Here is a 22,119-nt window from a genome sequence, read left to right on the forward strand (position 1 = left end):
TTTATGAAGCTATTCAAAACATTGTCCGCGTTCTGCATGGCAGCGGTTGTGGTCATGGCTGTTGCCGCTTGTGCGCCGACTAAAAAATCAGAAGGAACAGGGGGTTATATCGATGACACCGTCGTGACAACCAAAGTTAAATCTGCACTGCTGGCAGATAAGAGCATTAAATCCACTGAGATCAGCGTAGAGACCTTTAAAGGCCGTGTGCAGTTGAGTGGTTTTGTGACATCAACAGCGGATGCAAACCGTGCAGTTGAAGTCACTCGCGGCGTGGCCGGTGTGCGTTCTATTGAGAATGACATGCGGCTGAAATAGTCAGTAAGTCTCTAAACAGAAAATCGAAGAGGCGCCGAAGCGCCTCTTTTTTGTGCCGTCTTTTTAAAGATCAGAAACGATAGCCGACGCCAAACATAAAGACCCATGGGTCGATCCGGGTGTTGATGTTTTGCTGCTCGCCACCGGCTTTGAATTTAACTTCCGTATCAATATCCATCCACCAGACAGACATGTTAATCAACCAGTTATCGTCCAGGTTGTAATCGAGACCGGCTTGTGTGGCCACCCCCCAGGAATCTTTGACACTTAAATCTGAAAGCCCGGCATCACGACCCGTCTGGTTGAAATCCGTGTCATAAAAGGTGGTGTAGTTGATACCCACACCGAGGTACGGACGCAATTTATCCTGCCGGTCACCAAAGTAATACTGTGCCATCAGAGACGGGGGTAACTGTTTCACTTCTGCAATCGTTCCGGTACTTTGCAGACCGACTTTGTGTTGGAACGGTGTCGCTGCCAGCAACTCCATGCCGAGATTGTCCGTAAACATGTAGCCAAGGGTTAACCCCATCTGCGTGTTGTTATTGATATTAAAAGAACCCAGGCCCAGTACATTGTCCGAACCTTCGGTCGGACGAACCGTGGCTGTCCCTACGCGAAAAATCACATCCCCTGCCTGATGTGCGCTTGAGACTGCCGGAAATGCCGCTGCTGCGACTAATGCCCAATATGCTGCTTTCATTGTCCCTTCCCTTTGTGTGGATTATTTATCAACGGCGCGCATGATACCTACTCTTTGGTATGGTTTGATCAATGCGGGATCACATCTTTAAAACAAAAAGTAAGAAAATGCATCTTCCGCAAAGCGATCTAAATCTATAAAAACAAAGGAATTGATCTGAATCAAAAATGAGGAGATTTTGATGTTTTGTTAACACGTGATATTTCAGTTGCTAAAAAAAATAGCGCTGAGTAATTTGCTTACTCACTGTTGGTTTTGGTTGGGTGCCGTAAGGAGTCGGTAGCTTCCAGGATGGGCGAAATTAACAATCCTTGTATGACCTGTGGCGCATGCTGCGCTTATTTTCGCGTTTCATTTTACTGGGCTGAGTCTGAAGAGGCTGGCGGATGTGTTCCGCAGGCATTGACAGAACAGGTCACTCCTTTCCTGAGCTGCATGCAAGGCACAAACAGTAAAACGCCGCGCTGTGTTGCCCTGGAGGGAGAAGTGGGACACGCGGTTTCCTGTTCTGTTTACCTCAACCGGCCCACACCGTGTCGCGAATTCGATCAGTCAGGGTTGAATGGTGTCACCAATGCCGCCTGCGATCGTGCCCGGGCTCAATATGGTTTACCTCCTCTGAATGTCGATTTGCCGACCATTGATCTCACCCACCTCAGTTGCGTTCCGGCAGAGATTCATCGACAGGTCTGATAGGAAAACAGCGCAAAACTATCGGCGGGAGGCATTTAAAGGGTACAATCCCCGCCTTATTGATTTTTGCTTTTTGCCAAGGAGCGTCCATGTCTATCACGGCCAGTACATTGTACCGTGACAGTTATAATTTTTTGCGTAATCAGATGAGTAGCGTTTTGGCGCTTTCGGTTCTGGCCGCACTAATCACCGTCATATTAAGCTGGGTGTTAAGTCCCTCAGCTGAACAGATCGAGGCTATCGGGCAACTGATGAGCAACATCACCGGCATGAACGTCGGCGATATGATGGGATACATTGAACAGCAGGTAACTCCGGAGCAGCAAAGCGCGATTTTCCGTTACAGCCTGGCCGCTTTGCTGTCAACGCTTGCCGGAAACGTTATTCTGGTTGGCGGTGTCCTGACGTTGATCCAGCTGGTTTCCCAGGGCATTCGCGCCAGTATCACGCAAATTATGACCGCGTCGCTGCCTGTCTTGCCACGTCTGGCCATTTTGTTGTTTATTTACAGCATCATGTTCCGTATCGGCCTGGCGCTGCTGTTTGTTCCGGCCTTCCTGATTGCGATTGCATGGTCAATGGCACCGGTTATTTCCTGTAAAGAGAATGCGGGCGTGTTCAAAGCGATGCGTCTGAGCACCCGTCAGGCCTTCAGCCATGTCCGCCTGGTTGCCCCGGCCGTGATGCTGTGGATCGTTGCCCAGGTCGTACTGATGTTGTTTGTTGGCGTGCTGAGCGCGTTGAATCCAATGATTGGGGCAGTGATACTCGGCGCACTGAGTAATATTATCAGTGCCTTCATGCTGATTTATCTGTTCCGTCTTTACATGAAATTACATGCTTAACAGAGACATCACTTTTTCAGGGGCGCTCCGGCGCCCTTTTCTTTTGTCCGCGAAATGATTCCGGTATAGTCATACCATACGTAAAACATGGAATGAAGTATGAAGCAGCTCCTCGATTTTCTTCCCCTGATTGTTTTTTTTGTGGTTTATAAGCTTTACGACATTTTTGTCGCTTCTGGCGCATTAATTGCTGCCACTGCGTTAGCGTTAGTCATTACCTGGATCCTGTATCGCAAAATCGAGAAGATGACGTTAATCACCTTCGCGATGGTCGCTGTTTTCGGCACCCTGACACTGGTTTTCCATAATGATGAATTTATCAAATGGAAAGTGACGGTTATCTATGTTCTGTTCTCCGGCGCACTACTGATTAGCCAGCTGGTGCTGAAAAAGCCTTTAATCCAGCGCATGTTGGGCAAAGAACTGACTTTGCCGGATCACGTATGGAATAAACTGAACGTCAGCTGGGCCATCTTTTTCCTGCTGTGCGGGCTGGCTAATATTTACGTGGCATTCTGGTTACCGCAAAATATCTGGGTTAACTTCAAGGTCTTCGGCCTGACCGTGCTGACATTGGTCTTTACGCTGTTAAGCGGTGTTTACATTTACCGGCATATGCCGGACGATGAAAAAAAATAAGCATTCTTCTGCACGGGCCTTTCTTTGAAAGGCCTTACTTATTATTAAGCCCCACATGATTCGGGTGACTGAATGCAGCCAACACGTCTGCGGCCTGAAATATGGCGGGCTTTGTGTGAAGCCACTTTATGAACGAAAAACATAGCTTACCCAATGGTGAAATGGTGTTGCGTACGCTGGCTATGCCAGCAGACACCAATGCGAATGGTGATATCTTTGGCGGATGGCTGATGTCACAGATGGATATGGGCGGTGCGATTCAGGCGAAGGAAATTGCCAAGGGTCGCGTAGTGACCGTACGCGTTGACGGCATGACGTTTCTTAAACCGGTGGCTGTCGGTGATGTGGTGTGCTGTTATGCACGCTGCATCCGTACCGGTAACAGCTCGATCACCATCAATGTGGAAGTATGGGTGAAGAAGGTCTCTTCTGAGCCTATCGGTCAGCGTTACAGAGCCACTGAAGCGGTATTTACTTACGTCGCTGTGGATGACGAAGGAAAATCGCGCCAGTTGCCTGATGGTCGCAGCAATTTCAGTGTCGATTCCGAGGGTGTTTCTCAGGATTAAGACGGTTTTACACTACCGTTAAGTAAAAAGGTCGCCTCCCGGGGCGACCTTTTTTGCATATAAATCACAGGTAATGCCAGCTTGCGGCTTATTCGACAGCAGAACCGCCTTTAATTCTGAACACCAGGTTCACAACAAGATTACTGGCAGCCTTCGGTTCATAGCGCCATTTGCTCATCGCCTGTTTCACTTCGCGCTCAAACATATTGCGCGGCTCAGCGGAAAGAACACGTATGTTCTGCACGCGGCCATCACTGTCCACATCAAACTGCACGCGGACACGCCCTTCGATACGTAAAGCCAGTGCACGCGCCGGATAAGCCGGTTCGCCTCGTTGCAATGGCCGCGGGCCGGTATCGCTCTGCGCATTGGCAGATGCCGGTGGCTGGCTAACAGGTTTCGTGAACGGCTGGTTGCTGGTGACGGGCGCAGTTTTTACTGTTTGCGTCGGCTTTTCGACCGGCCGTTCAACAGGCTTCACCTTCGGTTTAACAACCGGCTTCTTCACCGGTTTTGGCTTCGGCTTAGGGGGTTGCGGAATGACAACAGCCTCAGGCGGCGGCGGTGGTTCTGGCACGACTTCAGGTTGCGGTTCCGGCGCCGGTGGTGTCGGTTCAGGTTGTGGCGGCGGCGGCGGTGCAAAGTCGGCCGGATTGACCATCGTTACGCTCATCACCTTTTGATCCTGGTTGGGCAATTTGATGGACTTGCCCACCGTCATATACAACACACCGGCAATGACTGCGACATGTAAACTGACGGCAAGGACCACCGGTACTGTCACCTTGCGGATAAATCTAAACTTTTTTAGCGGCATAATGATTCATTTTCCCCGTGAAGCCGCAAGTTTAAATGTAAATAGCAATCATATTCAACACCGAGATGACAACTATTCTCAAATAACCTCTGGTTTGATCCTACGCAAAGCGCTTTCCCCGGACTTCAGGTTTAGCTATGTTAATTCTGCAAAATGGTCAGGCAGCATCTTGTTGCCTAAAATTGCTCAATAACCCCCCTTTAAAGGTGACTCATGCTTTACGTTATTTATTCTGAAGATGTTTCTGACTCGCTGGAAAAACGCGCTGCGGCACGCCCTGCTCATATCGAACGCCTGAAAAAATTACATGAACAAGGCCGCGTGCTGATTGCGGGCCCGACGCCGTCCATAGACAGCGAAGATCCAGGTGCGGCCGGAATGACCGGTTCCGTACTGATTGTCGAATTCGAGACGCTGGAAGATGCCAAAGTGTGGGCGGATGCCGACCCGTACGTTAAAGCGGGTGTATATAAAGCCGTGACCGTCAAACCATTCAAACGCGTATTTTGATGTTTTACGGGCAGTTTAACGGGCTGCCCGTGGTTCTCCGCGCCTTCCTGCCCTCCCTTTAATCAACTTTACTTTTGCTTACGTCAGTTGATTGTCTAAATATCCGGTTACTCAAACAGTTACCTGCGGCCTTTTCCTTTAACAACAGAGCGGAGAATCCGATATGCAATGTCCGGTATGTAAAGAAAGTCAGTTAGTGATGTCCGAACGTCAGGGCATTGAAATCGATTATTGTCCTGACTGTCGCGGTGTATGGCTGGATCGCGGTGAGCTGGATAAAATCATCGAGAAATCTGCTGCGTCACAGCCCACAGAACGGCCTGCAACGGCACGCTACGAAGAACGTGACCGTCGGGATGATCATCGGCCGCAAGGCAATTACGACAACCGCGGACATTACTCGTCTCAAAAGCCCTATAAAAAGAAGAGCTTCCTTTCAGAGCTTTTCGACTGATTTCTGTCATCCCACGCCATGACATCACACCTCATGGCGTGATTCCCCGCATGCCGTCACATTGCATTCATCGCTTCTGTGTTAGAATGTTTACCCCTGCCCATGAGGTAAGCATTATGTCATTCTTCGACGGACTGAAGTTTCTAACCAGCACGACCACGAAGGTCACCTGCCCGGAATGCGGTTATGTTTCGGAACAGATAAGCGCGAAGGTGCGCAAAAACTCCACTCTGGTCTGCAAAAAATGTGGTGCGCTTTTTCAGCCTAAATCCCGCTAATCAGGCATTCCATTCGTAGTTCACGGCATACAGCGCAAGACGCTGGTGCTGCTGATGATGGATTTGACGGATACGATAAATGTGGCGATAGCGCCTTGACTGCCCTTCCAGCCAGCGACTTCTCCTGCGTTGAGACTGGCGCAACATCCGCCACCGGCCGACTTCATTTTTACTGCGTTTCATTCACTTGTGTCCCGTAATGCCCGTGGCTGCTTCTTTAACGAAAGCGCTTCTTTTACAGAAAGTGTCTTAAGCGGAAAAACTGCGGAACATTATAGGCTGATGACGTTGTGATCCAAGTCTTGTTTTCCTCCTGCTTCCACGTTATCAGCTAACATTGATATCAGGACGATGACCCTTTTATTAACCGGAAACACATTACAGAGGTAGCTGATTGATTAGCAGGATAAAGTTAGTTAAAAGGTTTCTCCTTTCACGTACACTCATGCCGATGGCTTGCGAACAGGACTTTTCGCCTTTATGACAACATTTTATACGGTAATCAGTGGCCTTCTGGTTTTCGGTTACTGGTTACTGATTGCCGGCGTCACCTTACGCATTCTGATGAAGCGCCGCGCAGTTCCGTCAGCCATGGCATGGCTGTTGATCATCTACATCATTCCGCTGGTCGGTATTATTGCCTATCTCTCATTTGGGGAATTGCACTTAGGCAAACGCCGTGCTGAACGGGCAAAAGCCATGTGGCCTTCCACTGCCCGCTGGCTCAATGATCTCAAAGACTGTAAGCGTATTTTTGCCACTGAGAACAGTGAAATTGCCGCCTCACTTTTCCAGCTCTGCGAGCGCCGTCAGGGTATTGCCGGCGTAAAAGGCAATCAGTTGCAATTGCTGACCACCAGCGATGACGTGCTTCACGCAATGATGCGAGATATCGGGCTGGCGCGCAGCAACATCGAAATGGTGTTCTATATCTGGCAGCCGGGCGGTCTGGTTGATCAGGTCGCGGAATCTCTGATGGCGGCTTCACGCCGTGGTATTCATTGCCGTCTGATGCTGGATTCTGCGGGCAGCGTTGCCTTTTTCCGCAGCCCCTATCCGGCAATGATGCGCAACGCCGGTATCGAAGTCGTTGAAGCGTTACAGGTGAATCTTTTCCGTGTGTTCCTGCGTCGTATGGATCTGCGCCAGCACCGTAAAGTGGTACTTATCGACAACTATGTCGCCTATACCGGCAGCATGAATATGGTTGACCCGCGTTACTTTAAACAAGATGCTGGCGTTGGCCAGTGGGTTGATTTGATGGCCCGTATGGAAGGCCCTGTCGCGACCACGATGGGCATTGTATATTCGTGCGACTGGGAGATTGAAACCGGTAAACGTATTCTGCCGCCGGAACCGGATCTCAACCAGATGCCGTTCGAGCAGGAGAGCGGCCATACTATTCAGGTGATCGCTTCCGGTCCGGGCTTCCCGGAAGATATGATCCACCAGGCGCTGCTGACCGCCACCTATTCTGCACGCGAACAGCTGGTTATGACGACGCCGTATCTCGTGCCAAGTGATGATTTGCTGCACGCAATTTGTACCGCAGCGCAGCGCGGGGTGGATGTCAGTATCATTCTGCCGATGAAGAACGACTCAATGATGGTGGACTGGGCAAGTAAGGCTTTTTTTGGCGAATTGCTGGAAGCCGGTGTCAAAATTTATCAGTTCGAAGACGGTCTGCTGCATACCAAAAGTATCCTGGTCGATGGTCAGCTCAGTCTGGTCGGTACCGTGAATCTGGATATGCGCAGCCTGTGGCTCAATTTTGAGATAACGCTGGTCATTGATGACGCCGGATTTGGTGATGATTTAGGCCATGTGCAGGAAGATTATATCGCCCGCTCACATTTGCTGGATGTGGAAGCCTGGCTTAAACGTCCTTTCTGGCACCGCATCGTCGAACGTTTGTTCTACTTTTTCAGTCCGCTGCTGTAAAAGCCGCGGCGGGCATGATGTAATATACGCAGTACCGGCTTGAACCAGCCTGAATACACTCATCTGTAAACGAGAATGATATGGACCTGAATAATCGCCTGACCGAAGACGAAACGCTTGAACAAGCCTACGACATCTTTCTGGAACTGGCCGGAGATAACCTTGATCCTGCAGATATTTTGATCTTCAATCTGCAATTTGAAGAACGTGGTGGCGCTGAATTATATGATCCGGCTGAAGACTGGGTTGAGCATGTGGATTTTGACTTAAATCCGGACTTCTTTGCTGAAGTAGTGATTGGTCTGGCTGATGCGGAAGACCAGCCTATCAATGATATCTTTGCCCGTGTTCTGCTGTGTCGCGAGAAAGACCATAAACTTTGCCACATTTTGTGGAAAGAGTAATCTTCTCCGTCGACCTTCAGACTGGTTCTGTGTGGCTGCTTTCATTCCCCCCTGAGGCTCACCCTGCGGGCCAGCGCTAGCGCTTTTAAAATCGTTTCCTGACCGATTTGTCATTCAGTTGCCGCCTTGACCCAATCTGAATGACTTAGCAGAAGAATACGAAGATGAAAAAAAACCTGCCAGTGGCAGGTTTTTTTATGCTTTCCGTTCAGATCAAATCATCAGAGCGGATCCACTTTCAGGCAGGATACCGCATGGCGGAAGCTGCCTTCCAGCAACGGACGGGTGATTGCACATTCAGGTCCGGCAATCGGACAGCGGGTGCGGAACACACAGCCTGAGGGTGGATTGATGGGTGAAGGTAATTCCCCTTCAAGCAACTGAATCACTTTGTTGCGCTCTTTGTCCGGGTCCGGCACCGGCACTGCAGACATCAGTGCACGGGTATACGGGTGCTGAGGATTGTTATAGACCTCATCATAGGTGCCCAGTTCAACAGCGTGCCCGAGGTACATCACCAGAACACGGTCAGAGATGTGCTTCACCACGGCCAGATCGTGTGCGATGAAAATCAGTGACAACCCCATTTCACGCTGCAACTGCTGAAGCAGGTTAACCACCTGCGCCTGAATAGACACATCCAGTGCCGAGACAGGTTCATCACAGATAATCAGTTTCGGCTCAAGGATCAGTGCACGCGCAATGCCAATACGCTGACATTGCCCCCCGGAGAATTCATGGGGATAACGGTTAATCAGGTTAGGCAACAGCCCGACCTTTAACATCATTGCCTTCACTTTTTCCTTCACTTCAAGGCGAGGCATTTTCGGATTATACGTTTTCAGGGGTTCAGCGATGATTTCGCCGATGGTCATCCGCGGGTTCAGGGAAGCCAGCGGATCCTGGAAAATCATCTGGATATCGCTGCGCGTATGACGCCACTCGCTGTCCGACATATTCAGCAGATCTTTACCCAGCCAGGCAACACGGCCGTCAGTGGCTTTCACCAGACCAATCAGTGCACGGGCAAAGGTCGATTTACCGCAACCTGACTCCCCCACCACGCCCAGCGTTTCCCCTTCATAAAGGCGCAGGGTCACACCGTCAACGGCTTTCAGGGTCTTCGAAGGCTGCCAGAACCATTGTTTACCGTCTTTGATGTCGAAATGGACTTTAAGATCTGCCACTTCGAGCAGAACTTTTTTCTCAGGCGCATGGGTATTTATTGCCGCACTGTTCATGATTGTGTTGTCTGTCATACCAGTTCCTCCAGCGGCTTATAGCATGCACGCAAACGGCCATCGCCGAAACGCTCAAGCGGCGGTGCCGAAGAGCAGATATCCATCGCATGCGGACAGCGGGGCTGGAACGGACAGCCTTTAGGCAGACGCAGCAAGTTTGGCGGATTGCCCGGAATAGTCAGCATCGCGCCACCTTCGGCATCAAGGCGGGGAACCGCATTGAGCAGACCGATGGAATAAGGATGACAAGGTTCATAAAACACATCCCGTGCACGGCCATATTCCATGGTGCGCCCGGCATACATCACCAGTACTTTGTCGCAGATACCGGCCACCACGCCAAGGTCATGGGTAATCATAATGATTGCTGTGTTGAACTCAGATTTCAGTTCATTCAGTAATGTCATGATTTGCGCCTGCACGGTCACGTCCAGCGCTGTGGTTGGCTCATCGGCAATCAGCAATTTAGGGCGGCACAGCAACGCCATTGCGATCATCACACGCTGGCGCATGCCACCGGAGAATTCATGCGGGAACATTTTCATACGTTTGCGGGCTTCGGGCATTTTCACCGCGTCCAGCATGCGTACGGATTCTTCAAACGCTTCACGCTTGCTCATTTTTTTATGCAGGATAAGGACTTCCATCAACTGTTCGCCCACACGCATGTACGGGTTGAGAGAGGTCATCGGATCCTGAAAAATCATTGAAATCTGTTCTGCGCGCAACTTATTAAGCTGTTGTTGCGGCAGATTGAGGATTTCGCGTCCGTTAAATTTCGCCGAACCGCCGATGCGGCCATTACTGGCCAGCAACCCCATCAGGGCAAAAGCGGTCTGTGATTTACCTGAACCGGACTCACCCACAATGCCCAGCGTCTCACCGGCACGCAGATCGAAATTCAGGTCATTGACCGCAGTCACATCACCGTCTGGTGTTTCGAAGGTGACGCGCAGATCCTGAACGTCAAGCAAGATTGGCGGGACTTTACCGTCAACCGCAGCGGGTGCCGCAAAAGTGGAATGTTCAATGGTGCTCATGGTGGCACTCCTTAACGATCTTTCGGGTCGAGGGCATCACGCAAGCCATCGCCGATAAAATTGAAACAAAACAGAGTTACCACCAGGAAGCCTGCCGGGAACAGCAGTAACCACGGTGAAACTTCCATCGAGTTGGCGCCATCACTTAACAACGCGCCCCAACTGCTCAGTGGCTCCTGCGTACCCAGTCCCAGGAAGCTCAGGAAGGATTCAAACAAAATCATGCTCGGCACCAGCAGCGATGCATAGACCACGACAACGCCCAGCACATTGGGAACAATGTGGCGCAGGACGATATTGCGCGTGCTCACACCACTCACCAGCGCCGCCTCGATGAACTCTTTACGCTTGAGACTGAGTGTTTGTCCACGCACGATACGCGCCATATCCAGCCAGGATACCATCCCGATTGCCACGAATATCAGCAGGATGTTTTGCCCGAAGAAGGTCACCAACAGGATAACGAAGAACATAAACGGGAAGGAGTTGAGAATTTCCAGCAAACGCATCATTGCGGAGTCTATTTTACCGCCCAGATAACCGGACAATGATCCGTAAAGCGTGCCGAGAATCACGGCCACTAACGCTGCCGCCACACCGACCATCAGGGAAATACGTCCGCCGATCGCCACACGCACCAGCAAATCACGGCCTGAAGAGTCAGTCCCGAAATAATGGTGAGAAGCAAAGTCAGGCGCGGCTGACATCATATTCCAGTCGGTATCATCATAGGAAAACTGGGATAACATCGGCGCAAATGCCACGAATAAGGCAATAAATGCCAGCACGATCAGACTGGTGACCGCCGCACGGTTGTGCATAAAACGGCGTCGTGCATCCTGCCACAGACTGCGGCCTTCAACTTCAAGTTTTTCGCTGAAGTTTTCCACGACGTCGCTATTTTTCTTACTTAACATCATTGACGTACTCCGGCATTAATAACGGATTTTCGGGTCGATGACGGCGTAAAGCACGTCGACGATCGCATTGAACAGAATGGTCAGTGCGCCCACTAAAATGGTCAGGCTCAGGACCAGTGAATAGTCACGGTTTAATGCCCCGTTAACAAACAGCTGGCCAATGCCTGGCAATCCGAAAATGCTCTCGATGACCATCGAACCGGTTATGATCCCAACGAAGGCCGGTCCCATGTATGACAATACCGGCAGCAGCGCGGGTTTCAGCGCATGGCGCAAAATGATGCGACGCAGTGGCAACCCCTTCGCACGTGCGGTACGGATGAAGTTGGAATGCAGGATTTCGATCATTGAGCCACGGGTAATACGCGCAATACTGGCAATATAAGCCAGTGACAACGCCACCATCGGCAAGATCATATATTTGGCACCACCACCATTCCAGCCGCCGCCAGGCAACCATTTAAGCGTGATGGCAAATATCAGTACCAGTAACGGCGCAACCACGAAACTGGGTATAACTACCCCGGTCATCGCCACACCCATTACCGTGTAATCCCATTTGGTGTTCTGGTTCAGTGCTGCGATAACGCCCGCACTCACTCCAAACACAATCGCCATGATAAATGCCGCCAGACCGAGTTTCGCAGAAACCGGGAAAGAGGCCGCAACCAGATCATTAACGGTGTAATCCTTATATTTGAACGACGGGCCAAAATCGCCTTTCGCCAGTTGTTCTAAATAATGGAAATATTGCTTATACATTGGGTCATTGAGGTGATATTTCGCCTCAATGTTCGCCATCACTTCTGGCGGAAGATTACGCTCACCCGTAAAAGGGCTGCCGGGTGCGAGACGCATCATAAAAAATGAAATGGTGATCAGAATGAATAGCGTCGGAATCGCTTCCAGACAGCGGCGTAAAATAAACTTTAACATTGCCCGTACCTGTTTCTAAGCCTGTCACTACAGCTTGATAGTTTTGGCTTGCTCACGGCGGCTATCGGGTGATGGCCGCCGTGGTGGCTCTTTGTTTCAGCACCGAAAACCGGCACTAAAAACATTACCTTCATCAATAAATAAGGCGCAAGGCAGCTCGGGGTTGCCTTGCCCTGACACTGATTAATTAGTGTTTGATGATGTATAAGTCTTTAACGTAGACGTTATCCTGCGGATCTTTACCGGTGTAACCGCCAACGTATGGTTTCACCAGACGCGCGTTCACGTAGTAATAAACAGGAACAATGGCAGAGTCTTTATCCAGCTGGGTTTCCGCTTTCTGATACAGCGCTGCACGTTCTTCGTCAGTTTTCACGGTCAGAGTGTCCGCGATGTCTTTATCAAAGGCAGGGCTCTTATAGTGAGCGGTATTGTTGCTGCTGTCAGACAACATGGTATTCAGGAAGGAAGAAGGTTCGTTGTAATCAGAACACCAGCCGGCACGTGCGATATCAAAGTTGCCCTGATGACGGCTGTCCAGGAAGGTTTTCCATTCCTGGTTAACGAGTTTCACGTCAACACCCAGATTTTTCTTCCAGATAGCGGCAGCGGCGATAGCCAGTTTTTTGTGCAGATCAGAGGTGTTATACAGCAATTCAAAGGTCAGCGGCTTAGCCGGAGTATAACCTGCTTCAGCCAGCAATTTTTTAGCCTGCTCGTTACGCTGCACCTGAGTCTCTTTGAACCAGGCCGGAGGCGTCAGTTTTGCACCATCAGTGTAAGGAGGAGTATAGCCATAAGCCGGCAGATCGCCCTGCGCCTTCACTTTATTCACGATGATGTCGCGATCCAGACCCAGTTTCAGGGCTTCACGGACGCGTGAATCAGTAAATGGTGCTTTCTGATTATTGATTTCGTAGTAATAAGTACACAGATACGGGTCAACGTGGACTTCGGTAGGAATTTCTTTTTTCAATTTCTGGAACAGTTCAATCGGCATGTTGTTATAAGTCATGTCGATTTCGCCGCTGCGGTAGCGGTTAACATCAGTAACTTCAGAAGAAATAGGCAGGTAAGTCACCTGATTGATCACTGTCCTGGCGTTATCCCAATAGGTCGGGCTGCGCTCAAGCACAATACGTTCGTTAACGGTCCAGGTTTTCAGTTTATACGCGCCGTTGCTCACATAGTTTTCAGGTTGGGTCCATTTGTCGCCAAATTTCTCAACTGTTTTTTTGTTTACCGGCTTCATTGCGGTGTGAGACAGCATTTTAACGAAATACGGAACCGGTTCGGTCAGCGTCACTTGCAGGGTATGATCATCGAGCGCTTTTACACCCAGAGTATCCGGGCTTTTCTTACCGGTGATGATGTCATCGATGTTTTCGATATGACCATATTGCAGATAGCTTTCGTAAGGAGAGGCGGTTTTAGGGTCAGCCAGACGCTGCCAGCTGTACACGAAATCTTCAGCTGTTACAGGATCGCCATTTGACCATTTTGCTTCCGGACGCAGGTGGAAGGTCCAGACTTTAAAATCTTTATTTTCCCAGCTGGTTGCTACACCAGGAATAACGCTGCCGTCTTTGCTGTCGGTATTCACCAGCCCCTCAAGCAAGTCACGGATAACGTTCGATTCTGGTACGCCTTCAACTTTATGCGGGTCGAGAGACTGCACTTCTGAGCCATTGTTACGAACCAGTTCTTGTTTGGCTGCCAGGGTTACACCTGCAGGTACATTAGCTGCAAATGCATTATTTACTGACACCGCGCCGACCGCAGCCATAATGCAGGCAGCCAGCAGATTTTTTTTTGTGATGTTGGTCATTTTTATTCAACTCCAGTTTTTATTATGAACTTGCACGCTCGGGTGCAAGATAAACCCTTGCTGGGCCAACGGATTTCAAAAGCAGGAACGAATTGCTCAAGAAAGGTCCCCATGTAGTGGCCATCCGCAGATGGCTGTCCCCTATTACTGCATGTATTACTCGATAACGCTGGAAACGTCAGGCTGTTGTTCGCCGTTTGGTTTCCGGGATCCTTAAGGTTGATCCCACCCCATTTGATTTACCCCGTGTACAACAAAAAAAGGTTCTGCGTCACACCGGGTAATCACATACTGTTATTCCTAACCTTAACAATATTATTTTCTTATTCACCTGACTGACAGCGATAGAAAGTCCTTCACTGTTAAGCGTGAGAATTCAATTAATGAGAAGAAGATCTGAAGATTTGTTTCGCTGAAGCGGCAGGTTCAACAAAAGGCCGTGTAATCCTGCCCGCCGAATGTCCGGCTTTCTTTTGGCAAAAAGCGCCTGATGATAATTTTGTGTTCCGCATGGCGACACGACACTCTCCAAAAACAAATAAAATGGCTTCAATCTTTCTGTCTCTAGCAAGATTCGTTCTCACTCAGAGCATTCCGCTTAACAAAATTCCATTTTTGAAGGCGATTTGAAAATTATCAGAAGCCAGATACAGGCGCCAATAAATTTTGCAAATTTGTTACGCAATTCTCTTTTACAGGTTACAAGCACACTGAGGCAGTGGCCTGAAAACAGGCTAACATATAGTTCAACTTATTGTTTTTAAGAGTTTTTATAATAATTTTCGCTGCGAAATTTACGCTACGCGTTGCTTAAGAACTCGCCTGACACAATCCGTTAACATTAAGATGTTTTCAAGGATAAACGCCTGTTAACTGCGTTGTTAACACTAATAACATCTCGATACAGCATGCACAAGCCTTACAGAATGATGTGGGCAAATTAGCGTCAAAACGGGCAGTAAAGAAGGGTATTTAGCTAAAAAATCGCTAAGTTTATTAGAAGAAATGAAGACTTGGGGTGAAAAGAATAATGAGACGACGCTTTATGCCACATTAGGGTGCAATTGCGCTTAATGAAGTCATTAGCTGCACTATATTAATGCATTACATTATAAGTGCAGGTAATAATTATCACGGAAACTCATCGCAGTTTCCGTGATAACCGATGGTTAAGAATCAAAGCAGGCCGGGGAAAATGGCCTTAATCCCTGTCACAATGAATTCGATACCCAGCGACATCAGCAAAAGTCCCATGATACGTGTAATCACGTTAATGCCGGTTTGTCCCAGTAAACGCACCAGTAAAGGTGCCGCCCTGAACAGTAACCAGCAACAGAATGCAAAGAAAATGATAGCGAGCGTCAGCCCCAGCAGATTTGGCCAGCTGTGATAGCGTGAGCTCCATACAATAGTCGAACTGATGGCGCCGGGTCCTGCCATCAGAGGCAATGCAAGTGGAACAACCCCGACATTTTCACGTATTGCTGTTTCTGATTTTTCCTGCTTGTTCTGTTTATCTTCGCCCAGTTTCCCGCTGATCATCGACATGGCAATGGTGACGACCAGAATGCCCCCCGCGATCCGGAACGAGTCAATGGAGATACCAAAAAGATGTAAAATGGCATCGCCGAGGAAAAGTGCGGTCGACAATATAATGGCAACCGACAAATTCGCCGTCATATTGGTTTTATTACGTCCGGCTGCCGCCTGATAGCTGGTCATGCTGATAAAGACAGGTAAGATCCCCACAGGGTTGACCAGTGCAAACAGCCCGACGAAGAATTTGATATACCCTGAAAAATCTAATAACGATTGGCTCACGCAGAACTCCGCACAACTATGCCAGCAGATGAAGGTTTTGATGGGCGCTAATGTACTGGAATCCCCGTAAAGGCGCCACGCCGTTTGATGGTTTTTATCACCAGATTTTCAAATAAAAGCAGTGAATACCACTTTTGTTAAAAATCATCTTTTTAATTGATAACTTTAGATACAAAACTGTATTATCCAAGAGCAAATTTGATAATCATTCTCAGGATCAAGTTGCTGAAAGGTGTCAGCATCAGTATTTAATGATCTAGATCAAATGAATACTGCCTACAAATAGGTAATCTCTGTGCATAGTCACTCAACGTTACTTGAAACATATAAACATCGGGTGATGAATGTGGTTTAAACGTTATCTGCTTTATCCGGTGCTTCACAACTGAAAGCTCTTTGAGCAAATAAAGAGACAAAGACAACTTATTGAGAATCTTAGAGTTAATTAGTTTCTCACGGTGACTGATAGCAGGTCTATACTAGTCTTTGGCAGGTTATTTACTAAAAGAGTTTAACTTTATCAGGAGAGCATTATGGCTGTAACAAATGTCGCTGAACTAAACGCACTCGTAGCTCGAGTCAAGAAGGCACAGCGCGAATATGCCAACTTCAGTCAAGAGCAGGTAGATAAGATTTTCGCTGCCGCCGCTCTGGCTGCTGCCGATTCTCGAATTCTGCTGGCTAAACTGGCTGTTGAAGAATCCGGAATGGGTATTGTTGAAGACAAAGTGATCAAAAACCACTTCGCTTCTGAATACATTTACAATGCTTACAAAGATGAAAAAACCTGTGGCATCCTGGGCCAGGATGACACCTTCGGTACCATTACTATCGCTGAGCCAATTGGCCTGATTTGCGGTATCGTCCCGACTACCAACCCAACTTCTACTGCAATTTTCAAGGCACTTATCAGCCTGAAAACACGTAACGGTATTATCTTCTCCCCACACCCACGTGCCAAAAATGCAACCAACAAGGCTGCGGATATCGTTCTGCAAGCTGCCATTGCTGCCGGTGCGCCAAAAGATATCATTGGCTGGATTGATGAACCAAGCGTAGAGCTTTCCAACCAACTGATGCACCACCCGGACCTGAACCTGATTCTCGCCACCGGCGGTCCTGGTATGGTGAAAGCAGCTTACAGCTCCGGCAAACCAGCCATTGGTGTAGGCGCGGGTAATACTCCAGTTGTAGTCGATGAAACCGCAGATATCAAACGTGTGGTGGCTTCCGTTCTGATGTCTAAAACCTTTGATAACGGTGTCATCTGTGCTTCTGAACAGTCCATCATTGTCGTTGATTCAGCTTATAACGCAGTCCGTGAACGTTTTGCTTCTCACGGTGGCTACATGCTGCAAGGTAAAGAGCTGAAAGCCGTTTCAGATATCATTCTGAAAAATGGTGGCCTCAACGCCGCTATCGTCGGTCAGCCAGCGGTGAAAATTGCTGAAATGGCTGGTATCAAAGTCCCTGCAAATACAAAAGTGCTCATCGGTGAAGTCACCGTCGTTGACGAGTCCGAACCTTTTGCGCATGAAAAACTGTCCCCTACCCTTGCTATGTATCGCGCGAAGAATTTCGAAGACGCCGTCACTAAAGCAGAGAAACTGGTAGAAATGGGCGGTATCGGCCATACCTCTTGCCTGTATACCGATCAGGACAACCAACCAGAACGTGTGAATTATTTTGGCAACAAAATGAAAACCGCACGTATTCTGATCAACACCCCGGCTTCACAGGGTGGTATCGGTGACCTCTACAACTTCAAACTTGCTCCGTCTCTGACGCTGGGTTGCGGTTCCTGGGGTGGTAACTCCATCTCCGAAAACGTCGGTCCTAAACACTTGATCAACAAGAAAACTGTAGCGAAGCGAGCAGAAAACATGTTGTGGCATAAACTTCCGAAATCTATCTACTTCCGTCGTGGCTCACTGCCAATCGCACTGGAAGAAGTGGCGACCGATGGAGCAAAACGCGCCTTCATCGTAACTGACCGCTTCCTGTTCAATAATGGCTATGCTGACCAGATCACCAGCGTTCTGAAAGGTCATGGTATTGAAACTGAAGTGTTCTTCGAAGTTGAAGCTGACCCAACGCTGAGCATTGTACGTAAAGGCGCTGAGCAGATGAACTCCTTCAAACCAGACGTTATCATCGCGCTGGGCGGTGGTTCACCAATGGATGCCGCGAAGATTATGTGGGTTCTGTATGAGCACCCGGATACTCAGTTCGAAGATTTGGCACTGCGTTTCATGGATATCCGTAAACGTATCTACAAATTCCCGAAAATGGGCGTGAAAGCGAAAATGATAGCCGTCACTACCACTTCCGGTACCGGTTCAGAAGTGACGCCATTCGCTGTGGTGACTGACGATGCAACTGGCCAGAAATATCCACTGGCAGATTATGCACTGACACCTGACATGGCTATTGTAGACGCCAACCTTGTCATGAATATGCCGAAATCACTGTGTGCCTTTGGTGGTCTGGATGCAGTGACTCATGCACTGGAAGCGTATGTTTCTGTACTGGCGAACGAATATTCCGATGGCCAGGCTCTGCAGGCACTGAAACTGCTGAAAGAAAACCTGCCAGCCAGCTATAAAGAAGGCGCAAAAAATCCGGTTGCCCGTGAACGTGTTCACAATGCGGCAACTATTGCGGGTATCGCGTTTGCGAACGCCTTCCTTGGGGTTTGTCACTCAATGGCCCATAAACTGGGTTCAGAGTTCCACATTCCACATGGTCTGGCTAACGCCATGCTGATTTCAAACGTTATCCGTTATAACGCTAACGACAACCCAACTAAACAGACTGCTTTCAGTCAGTATGACCGCCCGCAAGCGCGTCGTCGCTACGCAGAAGTCGCTGACCATTTAGGTCTGGGCGCGCCGGGTGACCGTACTGCGCAAAAAATCCAGAAACTGCTGACCTGGTTGGATGAAATCAAAGCGGAGCTGGGTATCCCAACTTCTATCCGTGAAGCAGGCGTTCAGGAAGCTGACTTCCTGGCTAAAGTAGACAAACTGTCTGAAGATGCGTTTGATGACCAGTGTACCGGTGCTAACCCACGTTACCCGCTGATCGCCGAACTGAAGCAGATTCTGATGGATACTTACTACGGCCGTGAATTCAGTGAGGACGCAGCAGAAGAAGTTGCTGCTCCGGCACCAAAAGCTGAAAAGAAAACCAGCAAAAAATAACTTGCTGAGATGCTGATAGTAAAAAACCCGCTGAAAGGCGGGTTTTTTTATGGTCCGAATTTGCGATTTATCGTTCAACAATCACTCGCAGGCCTTAGTCAACGCCCGGGGCTCAGAGAGGCTTACTTTCGTCTATGACATCACACGCAGCCATCGCTTCTTTGTAATGCTTACGGCACACCGAAACATAGCGTTCATCACCACCAATAACGACCTGTGCGCCATCATGCAAGGCGTTACCGTTCTCATCCAGTCTGAGATTGCGGTTAGCCTTGCGGCCACAATGGCAAATGGTTTTAAGTTCAACCAGCTTATCTGCCCAGGCCAGCAAATATTCGCTGCCTTCGAAAAGTTCTCCACGAAAATCCGTTCTCAGACCATAACAAAGTACCGGCACATCCAGATCGTCTACAACGTCCGTAAGCTGCGATACCTGTGCTTTAGTGAGAAACTGGCACTCATCAATCAGAACGCAGCTTAAACGCTGTGTGCGGTTCTCCTGTGCCACCAGATTAAAGAGTTCGGTCTCCCTGTTGTAAAGCTCCGCAGGCGAAGACAAACCGATTCGTGAGCTGACTTTACCCAAACCATACCGGTTGTCGAGTTCTGCCGTTAGCACCAGCGTGCGCATTCCACGTTCTTGATAATTATATGAAGATTGCAGTAACGAGGTAGACTTACCGGCATTCATCGCCGAGTAATAGAAATAAAGCTGAGCCATAAAAGGGTGACCCCATAATGTAATGGATGGCATAAATTTTCGGCATGTATTGTATCACATGCCTGCCAGACTATAACAACGGCCGGATAGCGCTCATGGCCTGCCCCCGCAAGACATTCACTCCGGGTAAAATCACAGAAACTTACAATGAAAAATTATAACGGTATGAGATAATTATTCCCTGCGGTCAAGCCAGAATACCCGCAATAAAAGGGGAGTTAATATGTCTTCATTGGCGAGTAAGGATTTGTCTATACATTAAAGAAGTCGATGGAAATGCTACCCACAAAGAATCATTTTTCTGAGTTCGTACTTCGTCCGCCCGCTCTTTTTTCATATCCTTACATTACATGGCTTCACGGATGCTTTAATTTTATGAACAATAACTGCCTTAAAAAACTACTTACACAAACCGTCAACAATCCTCAACAGGGTATTGAAATTAGGGTTATCACCCCCAGATAAATAGCGCTAAGCAGCCTGGCTATATTTCGTAGTGACTAAACATTATTTGCTTTAAATGCGTAAATTAAGGCCAGGCAAACAAATTCGCTATTGCAGAATACAGAAGAGCATTCTATTATTATCCAAACGCCCCCCACCAATATAATTCGAGACTAGTATAATGAGCGAAGCATTAAAGATTCTGAACAACATCCGTACTCTGCGTGCACAAGCGAGAGAATGCACTCTGGAAACTCTGGAAGAGATGCTGGAAAAATTAGAAGTTGTTGTGAACGAGCGTCGTGAAGAAGATTCTCAGGCAGCTGCAGAGATTGAAGAGCGCACCCGTAAACTGCAACAATACCGCGAAATGCTGATTGCTGACGGTATCGATCCTAACGAATTGCTGCAAACGATGGCTGCGACTAAAGCGACCGGTAAAACAAAACGTGCAGCACGTCCGGCTAAATACAAATACGTTGATGAGAACGGCGAAAACAAAACCTGGACAGGCCAGGGTCGTACTCCAGCTGTAATCAAGAAAGCAATCGAAGAGCAAGGCAAGTCACTGGACGATTTCCTGCTGTAATTGCCAACATTAACGTCACTGTTAATGCTAAAAAGCCCATCGCTCTGATGGGCTTTTTGTTTTATTACGCTGTAACATTGATCCGGCAAATACAAAACTGACACAGCCTATTGCATAAACATCCATAAGATTTAACTGATTCCATTAAAAAAGGCCGCATTTGCGACCTTTGGGAAAACAATACAATATTAAATCTGATAAAAGTCGCGATACCAGTCCACAAAGCGCTGTACGCCCTGCTCTACAGGCGTTTCAGGCTTGAAGTCAATAGCCTTAGCCAGAGGCAACGTGTCTGCGCTGGTCTCGTGTACATCGCCTGGCTGCATTGGCAGCATATTCTTACCTGCAACTATTCCCAACGCCTTTTCCAGCGCACTGATATACGTCATCAGCTTCACCGGGTTACTGTTGCCTATATTATAAACGCAATAAGGCGCGGAACTGCTGGCTGGCGAGCCGCCTTCTACCGTCCAGTCTGGATCCGCTTGCGGAATAACGTCTTGTAAACGAACAATGGCTTCGGCGATATCATCGATATAAGTAAAGTCACGACGCATTTCGCCATGGTTATAAACATCTATGTTTTGCCCGCCAAGTATTGCTTTGGTGAACTTGAACAATGCCATGTCCGGGCGCCCCCACGGGCCATATACAGTAAAGAAACGTAACCCGGTGGTGGGAATTTTATAAAGATGTGAATAGGTATGAGCCATTAATTCATTGGCTTTTTTCGTAGCCGCATACAGCGAAACAGGATGATCGACAGAATCATCCGTTGAAAAAGGCTGTTTTTTGTTCAGACCGTATACTGAACTGGAAGAAGCATAAAGCAAATGCCCGACGTTATTATGACGACATCCTTCCAGGACGTTAACAAATCCTATGAGGTTGGAATCGGCATAAGCCAGAGGGTTTTCGATAGAATATCGGACACCGGCCTGCGCAGCTAAATGGATAACACGTTCAAACCTCTGTTCCGCAAACAATGCGGCCATGCCCTCACGATCGGCTAAATCCAGCTTAATAAACTCAAAGCCATCTTTATTTTCCAGCTGAGCGAGACGGGCCAGTTTCAGATTGACGTCATAGTAGTCATTCAGATTATCAATGCCGATAACGCAATGACCTGCTGCCAGCAAACGTTGTGACACAAAGAAGCCAATAAAGCCCGCTGCGCCAGTGACCAGATATTTCATGCAAACTCC

The 22,119-nt window shown here is 48.5% G+C and carries 23 protein-coding genes; 12 read left to right on the plus strand and 11 right to left on the minus strand.

Features of this window, described 5'->3' with window-relative positions:
* Positions 1–3 precede the first annotated feature (3 nt).
* The gene (locus tag ACOZIO_RS03300; RefSeq protein WP_129990395.1) at positions 4–318 is read left to right on the plus strand and encodes a BON domain-containing protein; all 315 of its coding nucleotides are present in this window, start codon (positions 4–6) and stop codon (positions 316–318) included.
* Between the two features lie 70 nt (positions 319–388).
* Here ACOZIO_RS03300 and ompW read toward each other — a convergent pair whose 3' ends face one another.
* Positions 389–1,021, minus strand: coding sequence for an outer membrane protein OmpW (gene ompW, locus ACOZIO_RS03305; RefSeq protein WP_129951602.1), 633 nt, complete (start codon positions 1,019–1,021; stop codon positions 389–391).
* Between the two features lie 291 nt (positions 1,022–1,312).
* On the opposite strand from ompW, the gene ACOZIO_RS03310 reads away from it, so the two are divergent.
* The 4 genes from ACOZIO_RS03310 (at position 1,313) to yciA (ending at position 3,767) form a co-directional block, all read left to right on the plus strand.
* Positions 1,313–1,714 (plus strand): YkgJ family cysteine cluster protein, encoded by a 402-nt coding sequence (locus ACOZIO_RS03310; protein WP_129951603.1) that lies wholly within the window; start codon positions 1,313–1,315, stop codon positions 1,712–1,714.
* 89 nt (positions 1,715–1,803) lie between these two features.
* A complete protein-coding gene (locus ACOZIO_RS03315) occupies positions 1,804–2,559 on the plus strand; it encodes a YciC family protein (RefSeq protein WP_421594928.1) in 756 nt (251 codons plus the stop codon).
* Between the two features lie 99 nt (positions 2,560–2,658).
* The gene (locus tag ACOZIO_RS03320) at positions 2,659–3,198 is read left to right on the plus strand and encodes a septation protein A (protein WP_015697091.1); all 540 of its coding nucleotides are present in this window, start codon (positions 2,659–2,661) and stop codon (positions 3,196–3,198) included.
* Between the two features lie 128 nt (positions 3,199–3,326).
* Entirely contained in the window at positions 3,327–3,767 is a 441-nt protein-coding gene (yciA, locus tag ACOZIO_RS03325) for an acyl-CoA thioester hydrolase YciA (protein ID WP_095921650.1), read from the plus strand.
* Between the two features lie 88 nt (positions 3,768–3,855).
* Here the strand turns inward: yciA and ACOZIO_RS03330 are convergent, their stop codons facing one another.
* Positions 3,856–4,584 carry an energy transducer TonB gene (locus ACOZIO_RS03330; protein ID WP_129990397.1) on the minus strand — a complete coding sequence of 243 codons (729 nt, stop codon included), beginning with the start codon at positions 4,582–4,584 and terminating at the stop codon, positions 3,856–3,858.
* Between the two features lie 213 nt (positions 4,585–4,797).
* On the opposite strand from ACOZIO_RS03330, the gene ACOZIO_RS03335 reads away from it, so the two are divergent.
* The 3 genes from ACOZIO_RS03335 to ACOZIO_RS03345 all read left to right on the plus strand — a co-directional run bounded on the left by ACOZIO_RS03335 (position 4,798) and on the right by ACOZIO_RS03345 (position 5,826).
* The gene (locus ACOZIO_RS03335) at positions 4,798–5,094 is read left to right on the plus strand and encodes a YciI family protein (protein ID WP_129951606.1); all 297 of its coding nucleotides are present in this window, start codon (positions 4,798–4,800) and stop codon (positions 5,092–5,094) included.
* Between the two features lie 163 nt (positions 5,095–5,257).
* Entirely contained in the window at positions 5,258–5,548 is a 291-nt protein-coding gene (locus tag ACOZIO_RS03340) for a zf-TFIIB domain-containing protein (RefSeq protein WP_129951607.1), read from the plus strand.
* 116 nt (positions 5,549–5,664) lie between these two features.
* Positions 5,665–5,826, plus strand: coding sequence for a YnfU family zinc-binding protein (locus ACOZIO_RS03345; RefSeq protein ID WP_217138343.1), 162 nt, complete (start codon positions 5,665–5,667; stop codon positions 5,824–5,826).
* On the opposite strand, the gene ACOZIO_RS03350 is transcribed toward ACOZIO_RS03345, so the two are convergent.
* The gene (locus ACOZIO_RS03350) at positions 5,827–6,009 is read right to left on the minus strand and encodes a YciY family protein (protein ID WP_129951608.1); all 183 of its coding nucleotides are present in this window, start codon (positions 6,007–6,009) and stop codon (positions 5,827–5,829) included.
* Between the two features lie 297 nt (positions 6,010–6,306).
* On the opposite strand from ACOZIO_RS03350, the gene cls reads away from it, so the two are divergent.
* Both cls and ACOZIO_RS03360 read left to right on the plus strand, forming a co-directional pair.
* A complete protein-coding gene (gene cls, locus ACOZIO_RS03355) occupies positions 6,307–7,767 on the plus strand; it encodes a cardiolipin synthase (protein WP_129951609.1) in 1,461 nt (486 codons plus the stop codon).
* 80 nt (positions 7,768–7,847) lie between these two features.
* On the plus strand, positions 7,848–8,171 hold the full coding sequence (locus ACOZIO_RS03360; protein WP_013575941.1) for an HI1450 family dsDNA-mimic protein: 324 nt from the start codon (positions 7,848–7,850) through the stop codon (positions 8,169–8,171).
* Between the two features lie 221 nt (positions 8,172–8,392).
* Here the strand turns inward: ACOZIO_RS03360 and oppF are convergent, their stop codons facing one another.
* The 6 genes from oppF to ACOZIO_RS03390 form a co-directional block, all read right to left on the minus strand.
* Positions 8,393–9,412 carry a murein tripeptide/oligopeptide ABC transporter ATP binding protein OppF gene (oppF, locus tag ACOZIO_RS03365; protein ID WP_205951566.1) on the minus strand — a complete coding sequence of 340 codons (1,020 nt, stop codon included), beginning with the start codon at positions 9,410–9,412 and terminating at the stop codon, positions 8,393–8,395.
* Between the two features lie 14 nt (positions 9,413–9,426).
* Positions 9,427–10,452: an ABC transporter ATP-binding protein gene (locus ACOZIO_RS03370; RefSeq protein ID WP_235172940.1), complete on the minus strand. Its 1,026-nt coding sequence runs from the start codon at positions 10,450–10,452 to the stop codon at positions 9,427–9,429.
* Between the two features lie 11 nt (positions 10,453–10,463).
* Positions 10,464–11,372, minus strand: a complete 909-nt coding sequence (oppC, locus tag ACOZIO_RS03375) for an oligopeptide ABC transporter permease OppC (protein ID WP_013575944.1) — start codon at positions 11,370–11,372, stop codon at positions 10,464–10,466.
* Positions 11,373–11,387: 15 nt separating this feature from the next.
* The gene (oppB, locus tag ACOZIO_RS03380; protein WP_013575945.1) at positions 11,388–12,308 is read right to left on the minus strand and encodes an oligopeptide ABC transporter permease OppB; all 921 of its coding nucleotides are present in this window, start codon (positions 12,306–12,308) and stop codon (positions 11,388–11,390) included.
* 187 nt (positions 12,309–12,495) lie between these two features.
* Positions 12,496–14,136 (minus strand): oligopeptide ABC transporter substrate-binding protein OppA, encoded by a 1,641-nt coding sequence (oppA, locus tag ACOZIO_RS03385; RefSeq protein ID WP_129951611.1) that lies wholly within the window; start codon positions 14,134–14,136, stop codon positions 12,496–12,498.
* 1,176 nt (positions 14,137–15,312) lie between these two features.
* Positions 15,313–15,957, minus strand: coding sequence for a YchE family NAAT transporter (locus ACOZIO_RS03390; protein WP_013575947.1), 645 nt, complete (start codon positions 15,955–15,957; stop codon positions 15,313–15,315).
* Between the two features lie 533 nt (positions 15,958–16,490).
* Between ACOZIO_RS03390 and adhE the strand changes: the two genes are divergently transcribed.
* A complete protein-coding gene (adhE, locus tag ACOZIO_RS03395; RefSeq protein WP_129951612.1) occupies positions 16,491–19,160 on the plus strand; it encodes a bifunctional acetaldehyde-CoA/alcohol dehydrogenase in 2,670 nt (889 codons plus the stop codon).
* 112 nt (positions 19,161–19,272) lie between these two features.
* On the opposite strand, the gene ACOZIO_RS03400 is transcribed toward adhE, so the two are convergent.
* Positions 19,273–19,881 carry a thymidine kinase gene (locus tag ACOZIO_RS03400; protein ID WP_129951613.1) on the minus strand — a complete coding sequence of 203 codons (609 nt, stop codon included), beginning with the start codon at positions 19,879–19,881 and terminating at the stop codon, positions 19,273–19,275.
* 625 nt (positions 19,882–20,506) lie between these two features.
* Here ACOZIO_RS03400 and hns point away from each other — a divergent pair.
* On the plus strand, positions 20,507–20,914 hold the full coding sequence (hns, locus tag ACOZIO_RS03405) for a histone-like nucleoid-structuring protein H-NS (RefSeq protein WP_129951614.1): 408 nt from the start codon (positions 20,507–20,509) through the stop codon (positions 20,912–20,914).
* 188 nt (positions 20,915–21,102) lie between these two features.
* Here hns and ACOZIO_RS03410 read toward each other — a convergent pair whose 3' ends face one another.
* On the minus strand, positions 21,103–22,110 hold the full coding sequence (locus ACOZIO_RS03410) for an NAD-dependent epimerase (protein ID WP_129990398.1): 1,008 nt from the start codon (positions 22,108–22,110) through the stop codon (positions 21,103–21,105).
* Positions 22,111–22,119: the final 9 nt, after the last annotated feature.

The organism is Rahnella sp. PD4 (genome assembly GCF_049199325.1).
Taxonomy (GTDB): Bacteria; Pseudomonadota; Gammaproteobacteria; order Enterobacterales; family Enterobacteriaceae; genus Rahnella; species Rahnella perminowiae.